The organism is Pseudoalteromonas peptidolytica (assembly GCF_012641745.1).
Classification (GTDB): Bacteria; Pseudomonadota; Gammaproteobacteria; order Enterobacterales; family Alteromonadaceae; genus Pseudoalteromonas; species Pseudoalteromonas peptidolytica.
Window position 1 is genome coordinate 23,155 of record NZ_WEHZ01000041.1, and the last position, 16,363, is coordinate 39,517.

13 protein-coding genes and 1 pseudogene are annotated in these 16,363 nt (G+C 43.2%); 5 read left to right on the forward strand and 9 right to left on the reverse strand.

Translation table 11 applies throughout. From position 1 onward, the window contains the following. Window positions 1–2 precede the first annotated feature (2 nt). A complete protein-coding gene (locus F9Y84_RS19730) occupies window positions 3–1,448 on the reverse strand; it encodes a capsule assembly Wzi family protein (protein ID WP_147390356.1) in 1,446 nt (481 codons plus the stop codon). Between the two features lie 147 nt (window positions 1,449–1,595). Here F9Y84_RS19730 and waaA point away from each other — a divergent pair, with 147 nt between their 5' ends. Further along, window positions 1,596–2,864, forward strand: coding sequence for a lipid IV(A) 3-deoxy-D-manno-octulosonic acid transferase (gene waaA / locus F9Y84_RS19735; RefSeq protein ID WP_147390363.1), 1,269 nt, complete (start codon window positions 1,596–1,598; stop codon window positions 2,862–2,864). Window positions 2,865–2,867: 3 nt separating this feature from the next. Next, the gene (locus F9Y84_RS19740; protein ID WP_147390355.1) at window positions 2,868–3,410 is read left to right on the forward strand and encodes a DUF1415 domain-containing protein; all 543 of its coding nucleotides are present in this window, start codon (window positions 2,868–2,870) and stop codon (window positions 3,408–3,410) included. A gap of 67 nt (window positions 3,411–3,477) precedes the next feature. Here the strand turns inward: F9Y84_RS19740 and F9Y84_RS19745 are convergent, their stop codons facing one another. From F9Y84_RS19745 to purL, 4 genes are all read right to left on the reverse strand, one after another. After that, window positions 3,478–3,798 carry a YdbL family probable chaperone protein gene (locus tag F9Y84_RS19745; protein WP_125253278.1) on the reverse strand — a complete coding sequence of 107 codons (321 nt, stop codon included), beginning with the start codon at window positions 3,796–3,798 and terminating at the stop codon, window positions 3,478–3,480. Window positions 3,799–3,807: 9 nt separating this feature from the next. Next, the gene (locus F9Y84_RS19750; protein ID WP_010374602.1) at window positions 3,808–3,987 is read right to left on the reverse strand and encodes a YnbE family lipoprotein; all 180 of its coding nucleotides are present in this window, start codon (window positions 3,985–3,987) and stop codon (window positions 3,808–3,810) included. A gap of 3 nt (window positions 3,988–3,990) precedes the next feature. Beyond that, window positions 3,991–6,543, reverse strand: a complete 2,553-nt coding sequence (locus F9Y84_RS19755) for an intermembrane phospholipid transport protein YdbH family protein (RefSeq protein ID WP_147390354.1) — start codon at window positions 6,541–6,543, stop codon at window positions 3,991–3,993. A 107-nt stretch (window positions 6,544–6,650) separates the two neighbouring features. Next, window positions 6,651–10,535 carry a phosphoribosylformylglycinamidine synthase gene (gene purL, locus F9Y84_RS19760; protein ID WP_147390353.1) on the reverse strand — a complete coding sequence of 1,295 codons (3,885 nt, stop codon included), beginning with the start codon at window positions 10,533–10,535 and terminating at the stop codon, window positions 6,651–6,653. A gap of 199 nt (window positions 10,536–10,734) precedes the next feature. On the opposite strand from purL, the gene mltF reads away from it, so the two are divergent. Together mltF and F9Y84_RS19770 are read left to right on the forward strand one after the other, a co-directional pair. Then, entirely contained in the window at window positions 10,735–12,162 is a 1,428-nt protein-coding gene (gene mltF / locus F9Y84_RS19765; RefSeq protein WP_225740677.1) for a membrane-bound lytic murein transglycosylase MltF, read from the forward strand. Window positions 12,163–12,291: 129 nt separating this feature from the next. Continuing rightward, complete coding sequence (locus F9Y84_RS19770) at window positions 12,292–12,474, forward strand: hypothetical protein (RefSeq protein ID WP_125253281.1); 183 nt, start codon at window positions 12,292–12,294, stop codon at window positions 12,472–12,474. On the opposite strand, the gene tadA is transcribed toward F9Y84_RS19770, so the two are convergent. After that, window positions 12,471–12,971, reverse strand: a complete 501-nt coding sequence (gene tadA / locus F9Y84_RS19775) for a tRNA adenosine(34) deaminase TadA (RefSeq protein ID WP_128731857.1) — start codon at window positions 12,969–12,971, stop codon at window positions 12,471–12,473. The two genes, F9Y84_RS19770 and tadA, sit on opposite strands and share 4 nt — an antisense overlap. Window positions 12,972–13,231: 260 nt before the next feature. On the opposite strand from tadA, the gene F9Y84_RS19780 reads away from it, so the two are divergent. After that, window positions 13,232–14,536 (forward strand): inosine/guanosine kinase, encoded by a 1,305-nt coding sequence (locus tag F9Y84_RS19780; RefSeq protein ID WP_125253283.1) that lies wholly within the window; start codon window positions 13,232–13,234, stop codon window positions 14,534–14,536. Window positions 14,537–14,635: 99 nt separating this feature from the next. On the opposite strand, the gene glsB is transcribed toward F9Y84_RS19780, so the two are convergent. The 3 genes and pseudogenes from glsB to F9Y84_RS22645 all read right to left on the reverse strand — a co-directional run. Next, window positions 14,636–15,553 (reverse strand): glutaminase B, encoded by a 918-nt coding sequence (gene glsB, locus F9Y84_RS19785; RefSeq protein WP_147390352.1) that lies wholly within the window; start codon window positions 15,551–15,553, stop codon window positions 14,636–14,638. An 81-nt stretch (window positions 15,554–15,634) separates the two neighbouring features. After that, window positions 15,635–15,991, reverse strand: coding sequence for a ribosome hibernation-promoting factor, HPF/YfiA family (gene hpf / locus F9Y84_RS19790; RefSeq protein WP_125253285.1), 357 nt, complete (start codon window positions 15,989–15,991; stop codon window positions 15,635–15,637). A gap of 266 nt (window positions 15,992–16,257) precedes the next feature. Continuing rightward, window positions 16,258–16,363: pseudogene (locus F9Y84_RS22645) on the reverse strand (IS982 family transposase); the annotation flags it as partial.

Sequence of the window (16,363 nt, forward strand, 5' to 3'; positions counted from 1 at the left end):
ACCTACCAGTATACATGTACTGATAACCAAGTGTAATTCTCACCAAAGACATCTTTACCTAAGGTTAATTTGGTTTCGATTTGCTTATTGTATGCTTCACCGATGTGGGCAAGTTCTAGTTCATACCCTCGCTCATACTCAGCTCCTGTTTCACCTAGCTCATTAAAATAATTGCTTTCATTATCAATCACAGAAAGCTTAGCACGCCACAGTGAGCTATAGTCGGCTTGATAGATACCTTCTAAAACATGAACTTGAGTGGGTGCACCATCATCAAACTGGCGATGATTACCTGCAAAGTGACCGACAACGAAACCATCAATACTATTTCCCTGTGTTTCGTATATTTCATTCACATACCATAGACTTTCCATGTCGGTATATTCATACCGTAACGAAGTGGTGGATGTTAGTTGTGGCAAATACACGCCAAAGCTAGTCGCAGTGTTACCAAATAAGTAGTTTTTGTGGTTGTTTGTATCCTCACCACCATACTCTAAATACCACTGCGCTCGCGTGCCATAATTGGTAGTAAAGCTTGTCGTAATTGTGGCCCACTGATCTCCAAGCTCATCGTCTTGTGTTAAATCATCGGTTTTATTATCACTTCCTGCTGGGTCTATATACGCTTTTATAAAATCCTTAAAGTCGACCTTTCTAGGGCCGCCACCAAATTGCAAAACACGATTTAGCCCTATTTTCCAACCATAAATCGGCTCTATACTAAAGTGAGTACCCGCTACTTTTGGCGTTCCATCATGCAAGGTACCTTGGTATTTAATCCCCTTATCGACACTTTCTAGTTCCGAGTAAAACAGCTCAAAATCAAAATTCCACCAATTTTTTATTGGTACAACCAGCCCTAGAGAGACTGACAGTGGTGGTTTTGCATTATTTGAGTAAACCTGTGCTGAGTGTTTAAATGGCGAGAACCAATGTTCTTTGTAACCTAAATTCAGTTGTAAGTTACCAAAAGACATACCGTAAAAAGTATTGTATGCCACCAGCTTGTTTGCTTCTGCTCGATACTCAGCGCCAATTTGCAAAATACTCGAGTCGCTTCCGCGCCAAACTCCAGCTATGCCTAGCTCAGCATATTCGCCACTCATGTTCCCTCTATCATTGGCAATTTGCTGCTCTTCACCACTATCTACTCGCAGTGTAATAGACTTTTGAGTGATCCCATCATCTTGCAGATACGGTGCAATACCTTGGCTAATACTGCGTTGTAAGGCCGGATCTATGTGCCTTAATTGCAGCAAATTCATCTGGATCTCACTAATGCGGTAAGGCTTTGCCATAGGTGTTCCTACCGTCATTGCAAACATTTTGTCTATTTGGTATTCCAAAAGTGGGTCTTGACCAATTGGCAAATAAGCCGTAGGACTTGCTACAACCAGACTTGAAGCAAATATCCCACAACAAGCAAGTACTTGAGCTAAATTCATTTTTGTCATTCCATTACATTTAATAGATTAAATATTACCAAACCAAAGGCACAGAGGCATCTGTTGAACTGTGTAAAATTGTGTTGTTCATTCTAATTTAGGTGAGAACAAGGTAAAATCATGATTTTACAAACTGAAGCGATTTTCATGGCGCGCCAATTTTACTCCCTACTGTTGCTTGTATTAGCACCTATTCTATTAAGTTATTTATATTTCATTCGGGGTAAAAAAAACCTTGGCTATCGCGCCAACTTTACCGAGCGTCTTGGCTGTGGCCTTGCGAGCTTACCACCACACAGTATTGTGATCCATTGTGCCTCAGTTGGTGAAGTGCTTGCTGCAACCCCTCTCATCAAGTCAATATTGAAAACACGTGAGAATACACCTGTTATTATTACGTGTAATACACCAACAGGCAGAGCAGAAATTGTAAAAGCACTCAACAATATTGCTCAAGTACATACCTGCTATCTTCCTATTGACTTTGCCTTTGCCACGAGACGGTTTTTTTCAATTCTAAAACCCCAACTCCTGATTGTGATGGAAACTGAGCTGTGGCCAAATCTTTTTCACTACGCCAAACAAAGTCAATGTAAAACCTTGGTCGTCAATGCCAGACTCTCAGAAAAATCATACCAAGGTTATAAAAAGCATGCTTGGTTAACTAAAGGCCTGATAAATAACATAGACGGACTCGCAGCCCATAATGAAGAAGACGGCGAGCGTTTCATCAAACTCGGGCTTGTTCAATCTAAACTTCACATTACCGGCTCAATCAAGTTTGATATCTCAATCACTGAAGAAGAAATTACAAAAGCAAGACAGTTTCAAGCAAATTACCCCGAGCGAGTAATTTGGCTTGCAGGATCTACACACCCTAAGGAACATGAGCAAATTATTGCTGCACATCAGCGAGTATTAAAGCAAGTAAGTAATGCCTTACTTATTATCGCGCCTCGTCATCCCGAGCAGTTTCAAGCAGTTGCTGACCACCTCAGTGAGCAAGAGATCACTTTTACCAGAAAGAGCAGCGACAACATAAACACAGAAGCCTCGGTCTTGTTAGCGGATACTTTAGGAGAATTAAAGTGGCTATTTGGAAGTGCCGATATCGCCTACATTGGTGGTAGCTTGATTGAGCGCGGCGGTCATAACCCACTAGAAGCCGCGGCTCACGGTGTGCCTATTTTAACCGGCCCACATACCTATAATTTTGCGCATATATATCCTCAACTTATCGCGCAACAAGGTGCCATCGTAGTCGATGATGAGGACAAGCTTGCCGCTGAAATTATTACGCTATTTAAAGATAAATCGCTTCGAACGCAAACCGGTGCTAACGCTAAATCAGTACTAGTTGAAAATACCGGAGCTATTGCTAAAACCATGAAACTAATAAATAAGAGCTTGGAATAATTCATGAATACAGTCATCTCTACAATGCAAAACTGGGTTAGCCAAGTCATTGTGAAATACAACTTTTGTCCATTCGCTCGAAAAGAGGTAGAAAGTAATAGCATTCATTATTTCGTGTCTCAAGCGATAAGTTATGACGATGCCGTAATGGATATGCTAGAGCAGTGCTCAGAGTTAAACCACCATCCAGAGCGAGAAACAACGCTAGTTATATTTGATAAAGGTTTTAGTAATTTTGACGACTTTTTGGATCTCGTCGACCTTGCAAACGCGTTATTAGTCGCGCAAGGGTTTGAGGGGACTTATCAAATTGCAAACTTTCACCCAAATTATGTGTTTGCTGATAGTGATGAAGATGATGCGGCAAATTACACGAACCGCGCACCATTCCCAACACTTCACTTGATCCGCGAAGAGAGCATGGCTCAAGCATTAGCTGAATATGACGACCCGGAGCAGATCCCTGAAAATAACATTCGTCTGGCAAGGCGAAAAGGGGAAGCGTTCTGGCAGCATTTACTTCAGCAATGCCACAAGGGTAAATAATCTAAGCTCCGGATAAATAGTCAAAAGGCTGGCAAAGTCAGCCTTTCCTTATGAGACTTTGGGAGAGTTACTTTTTCACCCAGCGGCCACTCACCTGAATATAGTGGCCTGATTGCGTTTTGTTATACGCTTTTTTAGCCGCTAGAGCCTCTACTTGCTCTAGGGTAATACCGTTCTTTTTCGCTAACTGTTGATATTTCTGTTTGCGCTTTTCATTCACTTCATTGACTAACTGCTGTACACCTTGGCCATTTTTTACCACACCAAGATAGCCTGATGTAGTTTCACCAACCAGACCCTGTGATTTAGCATCGTCAATAGAAATTGCGAATGCGGCGAAGCTCATACTGAGTCCAATAATTAGGGTAGAGATTGCTTTAAGCTTCATAAATCCTCCTTAGAATAGCTCACTGTCTTCGCTGAATAAGTTGTCGAGTTCTTTATCCACTTTCACACGGATCTCGTGATCGACTTTTACATTTAAGTTGATCGTTATGGGCTCTTTGGTTTCTACTTGCACCTTATGAGTACAAGCACTTAACACCAATAAAGCTGATATCACTAGCATCCATTTCATTCACTAACGCTCCTCTTTATTTAACGCATTTTCCACTTCGCGCGTGATCTCGTCGCTCAAGCGTAAGGCTCGTAATAAGGTAAACACATTTTCCGAGTGTGTATAGTTAAAGTTTACTGGTTGTTGTTGGCGTTTGTTAATTCCTGTAATTTTAACATCTAAATCCAACCAACCATCTTCACTTAAATTTACGCCACTGCTCAACTGTTCAATCGTTAATTCGTCAAGTACACCTATCACCGTTTGTAAGCTGGGTTGCTGCGCTTTTAAGGCATTAATTGACGCATTGTTTTCAACCTTTAATAGCCCCTCACTAACATTATGAATATGACCAGAATCAATGCGTACCCCAGATGAAGAAACTTGTACTGGTAGCTTGCCCGAGATCAGCCCTCTGAGCTCAACACCAGCATCATGTCCAGAGGCGGCAATAAGGTCTAAACTCAGTTTATCTAACGATACCTGAACCTCCTGTGGCGTTGGTATAAGCTTAACTTCTTCAATGTTGATGCTACCGGCAAAAACTTGTGCACCAATATCTTTGAGTTTTACTATGCCAGCTTCACTGAGAAGTTGAGCCTGTATTGCTTGGACAATAACCCCAGCTCTCAACTCTTCAACACTCAGTGTGGTTGGTTTGAGTTGAATATTAGCTGAACCTAATTGGGCGGAGACATCAACCGCTGCATTTTGAATAAGCCGCTCATTAAATAACGCAGAGCCGTTTTGAATGCCACCATCTAAGGTAAATATACGCGTGGATAAATCCCCTTCGAGTACTGCATAGAAGTTTCCATTCGTCATCTTTAATTCGGGTAAAAGGGCATCAATGTATGGCTGAAGCTGAGTGAGTTGCTGCGTGGGCACATGTAATTGTGCTGGATGTTTTAAGTTTGAGTATTGATGCTCAAACAACGCCTTTACACCATCAATATTAATCACATGTGACGCCATTAATCCGCGACTTTGCTGCCCTTTACTTTCAATGCTCACATCTTTCAAATTAAGATCAGCTAAGTTCACTTCTGCTACCTTAGTATTGCCCGACAAGGTTGAAAAGATCTCACCTGTCGCGACAGAGCCTTGCCAACGGAGTGTCTGCACTAACTCATTCAGTTTGTAATTCTGCTGTTGTATCTGTGCACTAATTAAGTTGAGGTTGATATCAAAATCGTGTGTAGGCTCTAACACCACTCGCCCGCTCAACGTGCTCTGCTTTGCAGTTACATTTTCGACATTCAGGTTTCGCAGTGTTGAATCAAGCGTTATCGCAAAACTCATTCCCTCAGGTAAGACTCTGTGTAGACGATGTTCACTTTTGAGTTTTGGCACATCTAGCTGCGCATGTAAATCAAGCTTCAGAGATGGATTATCAATCATTAAACCTGATGTCGACAACTGGGTTGAGAATATAGTCGGCTGAGCTTCAACTTTAATTAGCTCGGTTGGATCACCCGATATTTTGAAGCGGCTATTGAGCTCAAGGTTCTCAGCAATAACATCTTGCAGTGTAAGCTTTTGAAGGTCACTTGTGATTTCCCCGCTCATATCAACAAAATTTGGCCGCACACTAAACGCTCCAGCCAGTGTATGCGCGCCCCACTTTTCATCGGCAAATTCAAGGCGAATATCACCATTGACGAAAGGCTCAGTTAAGTCGACTGCCAACTCGTTAACTTCAAGCTGTAACGACTTATCTTCCCCTATTACTTCGAGCGAACCTGTCGAGGCAGCTTTCGCAGAAATAATAATTTCACTCGGTAAACGAAGCTGCCAAGTGCTAGGTAGCAGTTTGCGATATTCAGAATCAAAGCAATCAAGCGTTGATTTCGCTGAGATAGGCTCGGCAAGTGCTATCTTCCCCTGCTGGTTGGTTAAATCATACCGCCCTGACACAGCGCCAATATACGCAGCACTACCTTTACACTCAGCCTGTTCAAGCGCTAGTAAAGTCTCAAGCTCCATCTCTGCATCCAGAGCCAAGCCATTGAATACAAGTTGGCTAGTTCCTGAAAGGGCTTGGATCTGAGGAGGTAACAAAGTCCTAAGATACTCGCCACTTAGCTCAACATTTGCAGCAATACGCTCTGGCTGCAAGGTAACTTCTGCAACGATGTCACCTGATACTACAAATTGATTGAGCTCGGACTCCGAAATCGACACAACTAATGGCTTTGGTAATGGCTCGCCAGATATAGACAGCTTGGCAATACGCATTTTGGGCCTGGCGATATCGAGTGGCAAAACAAGGCGCTGTGGTTGAGCTGCATCTGAATTTTTGGGCGGAAGCAATTGTATGTCAGCTTTTTCAATATTGACTTGGCGCATGCTTAGTTGCGTATCAAAAAGCTGGGCATTAAACGCCTCTGTCTGCACACACGCTTTTGTAATATGGATACGATTGAAGCCCGACAAGCGCCAGTCAAGACAGCTGATCTGAACTTCATTATCAGGCATAAAGTGTTTTATAGCCCAGAGCGACAAAGGAACTCTGGCAAGGTAAACACCCACTAAAACACTGAGTATCAACACTAAGCTCCAAAGCCACTTTTTCATTCGTATCCCTAAAATATAATTGCTATTTTCCTTTCAGTTTACCCGATAGAAAATTATCGAGCCATGAATAAAAAAGGCCACCGAAGTGACCTTTTCTAATTTCTGCGTTAGCCTACTAGCTTACGCGCATTGCGGAACATGCGCATCCAAGGACTATCTTCTTGCCACTCATCAGGGTGCCAAGAGTTTGCCACTGCTCTGAATACACGCTCAGGGTGCGGCATCATCACAGTTGCACGGCCGTCTGTTGAGGTCATACCCGTAATACCAGCAGGCGAGCCATTCGGGTTAGCTGGGTACTGAGTAGTTGGATTGCCGTAGTTATCAACAAACTTCACAGCAACTGAACCTGAATCCAATGCCGTTTGTACCGCTGCTTCACTTGCAAACTCAGCATGGCCTTCACCATGTGATACCGCGATTGGCATACGAGAACCAGCCATACCATCAAAGAAGATTGATGAACTTTGCTGCACTTCAACTAAGCTGAAACGCGCTTCAAAACGCTCTGATTTATTAGTAACAAAGCGTGGCCAGTTTTCCGTGCCAGGGATCAGCTCTTTCAATGTAGAAAGCATCTGACAGCCATTACACACACCTAAACTGAAGGTATCTTGGCGTTGGAAGAAACCTTGGAATTGCTCACGTGCAGAGTCATGGAATAGGATTGATTTAGCCCAGCCTTCACCAGCACCTAAAACGTCACCGTATGAGAAGCCACCACATGCCACTAGGCCTTTGAACTGCTCTAGTGTTAAGCGACCTTCAAGGATATCACTCATATGTACGTCGATTGCCGCAAAGCCAGCACGGTTAAATGCTGCAGCCATTTCAAGATGCGAGTTCACCCCCTGCTCACGTAAGATAGCAACTTGTGGCTTCACCCCTTTTGCAATGTAAGGCGCTGCGATGTCTTCATTTAGATCAAAGTTTAATTTAACATTAAGGCCCGGATCTTTGTTATCGAACTTAGCGTCAAACTCTTGCTTCGCGCAATCTGGGTTATCACGTAGTGCTTGCATCTGGTAAGTGGTTTCAGCCCAAATAGTACGAAGCTCAGTGCGAGTATTTTCAAGTACCGTTTGACCATCACGAGTAAAGATAATTTTATCTTCACTATTTAGCGTACCGATGCGATGTGCAATATCAGCAATACCGTGCTCGGCAAATACTGCTTCAACCGCTGCAATGTCGTCATTGCGAACTTGTAATACCGCACCTAGCTCTTCATTGAATAGTACTTCTATGTCAGTACCTTGGAGCGTATCTAATTCAATGCTCACACCTGTGTGGCCAGCAAATGCCATTTCCGCGGCAGTGGTGAATAGACCACCGTCAGAGCGGTCGTGGTAAGCGATAAGCTTGCCAGATTCAACCAACGCTTGTACTGCATTGTAGAAGCCTTTTAATAGCTCTGGGCTGTCAACATCAGGGGTCTTGTCACCAAGTTGCTTGTACACTTGCGCTAAGCTTGACGCACCAAGGCGGTTTTGACCAGCACCTAAGTCAAGTAGGAATAGACTGGTTTCACCCTTATCAGTACGAAGCTCAGGCGTGACTGTTTTGCGAATATCTTCAACACGACCAAATGCAGTGATGATAAGTGACAACGGCGCAGTCACTGACTTTTCTTCGCCATCTTCATCCCACTTTGTCTTCATCGACATTGAGTCTTTACCAACTGGGATTGTAAGACCTAGCGCAGGACATAGCTCTTCACCAACCGCTTTAACTGCTTCGTAAAGACCTGCATCTTCGCCTGGGTGACCCGCAGCCGCCATCCAGTTTGCAGAAAGTTTAATGTTGTTGAGGCTACCGATATTAGCACCAGCGATATTGGTTAGCGCTTCTGCTACTGCTAGACGAGCCGATGCTCCATAGTTAAGTAGTGCCGCGGGGGTGCGCTCACCCATGGACATCGCTTCACCGTGGTAAGTATCGTAAGTTGCCGCCGTTACCGCACAGTTAGCCACTGGTACCTGCCAAGGGCCAACCATTTGGTCACGTGCAACCAAACCCGTTACGGTTCTGTCACCAATCGTGATAAGGAAGGTTTTCTCAGCAATCGTTGGTAGGCGAAGTAAACGCTTAGCTGCATCGTCAAGTTCAATACCTGCGGTATCTAATGCTTTACCTTCTACATGCTTTGACTCAACATCACGGTGCATTTTAGGCGGCTTACCAAGCAATACGTCTAGTGGTAAATCAACCGGATTATTATCAAAGTGGCTATCGGCGACGGTTAGGTGACGCTCTTCTGTCGCTTCACCAATCACCGCATATTGTGCGCGCTCACGCTTACAAATTGCTTCAAAGCGAGCAAAGTCTTCCGCTGCAACTGCCAATACATAACGCTCTTGTGACTCGTTACACCAGATTTCGTGTGGTGCCATGCCTGGCTCATCATTCGGGATATTACGCAGCTGGAATTTACCACCACGGCCGCCGTCGTCGACAAGTTCAGGGAATGCGTTTGATAAACCACCCGCGCCCACATCGTGAATAAACGCAATTGGGTTATCATCACCAAGTTGCCAACATTTGTCGATCACTTCCTGACAACGACGTTCCATCTCAGGGTTTTCACGCTGAACAGAAGCAAAGTCTAAATCTTCGTTTGATTGGCCAGATGCCATTGATGAAGCAGCCCCGCCGCCAAGGCCGATGTTCATTGCAGGACCACCAAGTGCGATTAGCTTAGCACCTACAGGGATTGAGCCTTTTTGCACGTGATCTTCACGGATGTTACCTAAACCACCTGCGATCATGATTGGCTTGTGGTAACCACGTACTTCAGCGCCGTTATGGCTTTCTACTTTTTCTTCGTAGGTACGGAAGTAACCCAAGAGGTTTGGACGACCAAATTCGTTGTTAAATGCTGCACCGCCAAGAGGGCCATCAAGCATGATGTCTAAAGCATTAACAATGCGTCCTGGTTTACCAAAGTTAGTTTCCCAAGGTTGCTCAAAACCTGGAATACGAAGGTTAGAAACGGTGAAACCAACTAAACCTGCTTTTGGCTTAGAACCTCGACCGGTTGCACCTTCATCGCGGATCTCACCACCGGAACCTGTTGATGCGCCAGAAAATGGCGCAATCGCCGTTGGGTGGTTGTGCGTTTCCACTTTCATCAGAATGTGGATATCTTCCTCGTGGTACGCGTACTCCCCGTCAGTATTTGGGAAGAAACGGCCAGCTTTAGAGCCGGTCATAACCGCAGCGTTATCTTTATACGCCGACAATACATTGTCGCTATTGGTTTCGTAGGTGTTTTTAATCATTTTAAACAGCGACTTAGGCTGCTCTACACCATCGATAGTCCAATCGGCGTTGAAAATTTTGTGACGACAGTGCTCAGAGTTCGCTTGAGCGAACATGAAAAGCTCAATGTCGTTAGGGTTACGACCAAGCTTTTCAAAGCTTTCGACTAAGTAATCAATTTCGTCATCAGCAAGTGCAAAGCCCTGCTCAACATTCGCAACCGCTAATGCTTCACGGCCGCCGCCAAGAATATCCACTGAAGACATTGGGCGAGGCGTTTCGGTACGGAATAATTTAGCTGCATCATCAAGTTCTGTATGAACCGATTCTGTCATGCGGTCATGAAGTAACTGCGCAACTTCTTCAAACTGAGTTTGTGTTAGTTCACCCTCAACATAATAAGCAATACCACGTTCAACACGGTGTACTTGCGTAAGACCACAGTTGTTTGCAATATCTGTCGCTTTAGAAGCCCAAGGAGAGATAGTGCCGACTCTTGGTGTGACCAAGATCAGTTTGCCCTCAGGCTTATGCTCCGTAATAGTCGGTCCGTACTTTAACAGGCTGTTTAGCTTGGTTAATTCAGTCTCTGAAAGCTCAGCCGTTAAATCAGCAAAGTGCATGAACTCGGCATAAACATTGGTAACTGGTAATTGAGCTGCAGCGCAGGTTTTAAGGATCTTTTGGACTTTGAAATCTGAAAGTGCAGGTGCACCACGTAGGATTAACATAGGTATTTTCATCCGGGGTTAAGGATTGAACGATATCTTGGGCGCTCATTATAGTGGAAATAGCGCTTGGAATTAACACTAATTTGTCAAAACTAGAAAATATCATGCAAATCTATCATTACCTTAAGTTAATTCGGCTTTTGCAATTATGATTTTGCTGCGGTAAGTTGATAATTCGAGCGCACAAGAGATCTGGGCCATGTTAAAATACATCTTTATGTGCTTTGTTGTCCTCTTTTTAGTTGGGTGCGACAAAGCCCCACTTAATCAATTACAGCAGATAAAACAAAATAAAGTATTGCGTGTTGGTACGCTCGCGGGCCCGGGAAACTACTATCAAGGTACCGCTGGAGAGCAAGGCTTTGAGTATGAACTGACGAGTGAGTTTGCTAATGAGCTTGGCGTTGCATTACACATTGTCCCCTATTTTAGTTTAGATGAACTATTCGCAAGATTAGACGCTGGAGATCTCGATATCGTCGCTTCAGCGATTAGCTTTCACCCATCAAGAACAGCGCAATATCGCTTTGGCCCAACCTACAGAACGATCAGTCAGAAGCTTGTCTACAAACAAGGCAGAGACTGGCCAAGAGACTTTGATGATATTAACGCACCTATCACAGTACTGGCACATAGCAACCATGTCATTGCATTAGAGGAAGCCAAAATTCAATATCCTCATTTAACATGGGATGTTGTGTCTGATAAGGGAGAAGAAGAGTTACTACAAGCCATCATTGATGGAGAGATTGACTATACCATTACAGATTCTCACTCATTAGCTTTATTTCGTCGTTATCACCCAACAGTGAGTATTGCTTTTTCTGTTACCCAAGATGAGCACGTAGCATGGATGATGCGCAGTGAAAAAGATGACTCTCTTTATGCCTTACTGCCCGCATTTTTTGCTCGTGCAAAAAAAAATAACTTATTAGCAACTTTAGAAGAAAAGTACTTTGGTCACGTTGAAGAATTTAATTATGTTAACACTCTAGCATTTGTAGAGGCTGTTCACAGCACCCTCCCCACATATCTAAAGTGGTTCAAAGAATATTCTACACAACACAATATAGACTGGCGCCTGCTTGCGGCAGTAAGTTATCAGGAGTCGATGTGGGATCCAAAAGCAAAATCGCCCACAGGAGTCAGAGGGATCATGATGTTAACTCAACCTACAGCTAAACAAGTTGGAGTAACGAATCGCCTCAACGCCAAGCAAAATATAGAAGGTGGAGCAAAATATTTGCGTATTCTATTTAATCGTATGCCCGACGAAATACAGCAACCAGATAGCACTTGGCTCGCATTAGCCTCATACAATGTTGGCTGGGGACATGTCCGTGATGCGCGCGCTATCACAAAAGAGCAAGGGGGGGATCCAAATAACTGGGCTGACGTTAAAAAACGACTACCACTGCTTACTAAAAAGCGCTACTATCGAAATACAAAATATGGATATGCTCGTGGTGATGTTGCGGTTACGTATGTAGATAATATTCGCCGCTATTATGACGCGTTAGTATGGCTAGAGGAGAATGGCGCGCTCCTTCCTGATGACAACATAACTTCTTCGCAAGCAATCCCTGAAACAAACCAAAAACAACCTCATGATGTCGCTAAAAAATAGTGACTAATAATTACTGTTGTGGCTTGATAAATGCACTAAGCGGTCATAAATCTGTCACAGGCATCACGTATTAATACTAAGTTACTGTTGGGGAATAGCCCCATTTAATCTCTCACATTCGGAGGTTCTATGTTGAGAAGACGTCGGAATCATCAGTTTAAACGCAATACCAAGTACACGTCACCAAATCGCCGTCGGGTAATGATGAAAAATGCACACAGAAAAATGCTGCTTCGCCATCGTATTTTTGCTCTTATTCAAATGGAAGAGCAAAGAGAAACAAGTACAGCATCGACGGTAGTACAACCCTAAGTACTACCTTGTTTCAACTTCTTTGCAGCCTTAATCTCTTTTCGTCTGCGCTTAAAAAAAGCAGACAGCTTGTTTCCACACACCTCTGCTAGCACGCCAGATGTCACCTCTATTTGGTGATTCAGTTTCTCATGCTGTAATAAGTTCATAATTGAACCCGCAGCGCCGGTTTTCGCATCTGGGGCACCAAACACAACTCGCTTTAAACGGCTATGAACAAGCAAACCTGCACACATAGGACAAGGTTCAAGTGTCACGTATAACGTACAATCAATAAGTCGGTAGTTTTCGATGACTTTACCTGCTTCTCGAATAGCCACCATTTCAGCATGTGCAGAAGCATCATGGCAGGTGATGGAACGATTCCAGCCAGCAGCTATCATTTCCCCCTCTTTCACCACTACCGCCCCCACAGGGATTTCATTTTCCGCTTCAGCTTTGTCTGCATATTTAAGCGCTAACTGCATCCAATATTCATCGTCTTTTACTTCTGACATGATTTGCCTAACCGTCTATTCACTTAAAATCAGAGTATACCACCTTCAGCGTTGGCACGGTTAAGCTGCTATTCTTAAATAAACTTAGTCATAGATAAAGCTGCTTTTATAAGCAAACTCAAGATGTTACCAACATTTTTTTAATATTTTACGGAGTTTATTAGTAATTTTCGCAATTTTGCCGTGGCTCATAGGGTAGGATTTACGCTATAATTCGCCGCTTTTTTTATTTCGTAAGCTCAAAAACACACGGGTAGAATATGAAATTTCCGGGACGCCGTAGGCATAAACACTATTTTCCGGTGGAAGATAAAGATCCGCTTATTAACCAGTTACACGCTGATGATCGGCTAAAAAGGAGCTATATCTGCGGTATAGACCAAATCGTCGTTGATATTGAGGCCAAAGTGGATCAAGCATTTCTTGATGAGTTCCACTTACAGCGCGGTATGTCACAAGTGATAGACAATGATGTCACCAACGCCCTATACGATAGGCTAAAACGTGATGACATGATCGACTATGAATTTGCTGGCGGTACCATTGGTAATACCATGCACAACTATTCAGTTTTAGCGGACGACCGTTCTGTTTTGCTTGGGGTTATGAGTGAAAACATTAAAATTGGTAGCTACGCCTATAAATTTTTATGTAACACCTCAAGCCGAGTAGACTTGGACTACCTACAACCAGTAGATGGGCCTATAGGTCGCTGTTTTACACTGATCGATGACAGTGGCGAGCGTACTTTTGCTATCAGCGCAGGACTGATGAATCATCTACGTCCAGAATCTATCTGCCAAACGCTTATCCAAGAATCATCAGCGTTAGTGATCAGCGCTTATTTGATGCGCACCAGTGGCGATGAAACAATGACTCAAGCCACCATGCAAGCGGTTGAGTATGCAAACAAAGCAGGAGTTCCAGTAGTACTCACTTTGGGAACTAAATTTTTAATTGAACAAGATCCTGTTTGGTGGGCTGATTTTGTAGCGAAACATGTCGACATTTTGGCAATGAACGAAGAAGAAGGCGAAGCGATTACAGGGCATAGCGATCCGCTCCTTGCTGCTGATAAAGCACTAGATTGGGTTGATCTTGTCATTTGTACAGCAGGCCCTAAAGGATTGTTTATGGCAGGTTACGTCGATGATAGCTGTAAACGAGAAACTGAGTACCCACTTCTGCCAGGCGCAATTCCAGAGTTTAATCGTTACGAATTTTCTCGTGCAATGAAAAAGTCACTATGCCAACAGCCTATTAAGGCATACAGCCATACGGCACCATACATGGGTGGGCCGGACATTATCAAGAACACTAATGGTGCTGGCGATTGTGCACTTGCCGCAGTATTGCATGATATTTGCGCTAACGAATATCATAAATTAAATGTACCAAACTCAGCAAAGCATGAACAAAGCGCGATTACCTACTCATCCCTTGCACAGATCAGTAAATACGCTAACAGAGCAAGTTATGAGGTTTTGGTTCAGCATTCACCAAGGCTCTCCAGAGGACTTCCCGAGCGAGAAGATTCACTAGAACAATCGTACTGGGAACAGTAACTCTCAACATAAAAATGGCGACTCAGGTCGCTATTTTTATTTTGGCTTAGATTGGTAGCAAAATATGATTATTTGAAGCTTTATTTTTACTTGAGCGACTTAAAAAATTGCAGTGCCAAGTTCATTGGATAAATATTCAAGTGCAGCAATCCCAGCTAATGAGTTACCAACTTTATCTAAACCAGGCGACCATACTGAGATAGTAAAGCGATTAGGCACTATTGCTATTATTGCTCCTCCTACACCTGATTTACCCGGCATGCCAACTCGATAGCCAAAGTCACCCGCAGCATCATAAAGGCCGCTTGTGAATAGTAGAGAATTCATTTGCTTAGTTTGTTTTTTAGAAAGTATGTGCTGTCCTGATATGCTGCATTCCCCTTGGTTGGAAAGGTATGAAAATGACCTTGCTAGCTCTGTCGTATTCATTTCAATCGCACAGAAGTTAAAATACGACCACAGCACATCTTCTACTTCATTATTAAAGTTACCAAACGATTTCATTAAATAAGCCATAGCCGCATTGCGATAACGATGATCGTACTCGGACTGAGCAACAATCTTATTAATGCATAATTTATTGTTACCTGACATTGCTCTATAGCTCTCCAACATCGTGTGGATCGGTGCGGATAACCGAGAGTAGAGTGCGTCACAAGTAACAATAGCACCTGCATTTATAAACGGATTTCTGGGGATCCCATTTTCAAACTCAAGCTGAGTTAAAGAATTAAATGCAGTGCCTGAAGGCTCTTTTCCAACTCGCTGCCAAAGTTCATCACCATAACGTTGTAATGCCAAAGTCAGAGTCATCACTTTAGAAACTGACTGTATTGTAAATCTCGCAGTGACATCACCTGCACTATATGTTTCACCATCAATAGTGTGTAAAGCAACAGAAAACTGCTCAAGCGGCTGCTGAGCCAATGCGGGTATATAGTTTGCTACTTTACCTTGACGTAGTAACGGCTTAACACGCTGGACAGCCTGCTCTAAAATATCTTGATAATTTGACATAGATTCTAAGATTTACACATACGACGATTAGTGGGATTGTATCAAAAAAGGCCCCGAGGGGCCTTGTGGATAATCTGAATTTTACTTAAGTTCCATTTCTTGAATGATCTCATGCGCGATAGGAGGGGTGGTGCTCACTGGCTTTTGGTGTTTATTTGCTTTGAGCTGACCCTTACGATGCTTTAAAGCTGAATCCAACTTTTTAGAGGCTTTAGCTATTGCTGGATACATTACTTCATCTTCGCCTTTTACCGATATTCGGCTTCCTGCGTAGTTTGTACTTATCTCCGTATAAAATTGTTTGTGTTCTTTACTGACGATGATGTCAAGGGATAACAACGATGGAAAGTGGTTAGCAATCTTGGCAAACTTTTCATGAACGTGGTTTTTAACAGCATCGGTTACATCTACGTGATGGCCAGACAAATTAATCTTCATATGCAATCCTTCTTTTGCGTTTACCCTTAACAATAGTATTGGCACGATTGTGTTATTTCTCAAGAGCCCTAACAGAAATTTATTACAAAAATTGGAAGGAAACTGATTCTTATCAAAAGAAGTTATAATAAAATATTTTATTAGCCAAGACTCTGGCATGGCTTGCCTAGTGCCCTAATAGGCTTGAGCCGTGACTAAAAAGTAGGATTACTCATTATTCTTCAGCTTGGCTTAATACCAATTATCTTAATTAACCCGAGATCGGTTTAAGCCATCAGTTCATCAATAGAAATTGATGGCTTTTTTTCTTTGTGGCTGTATGCAATCAGCGCACCCAAGACTGTTAATATCATTCCATGCAAGCTTCTATGT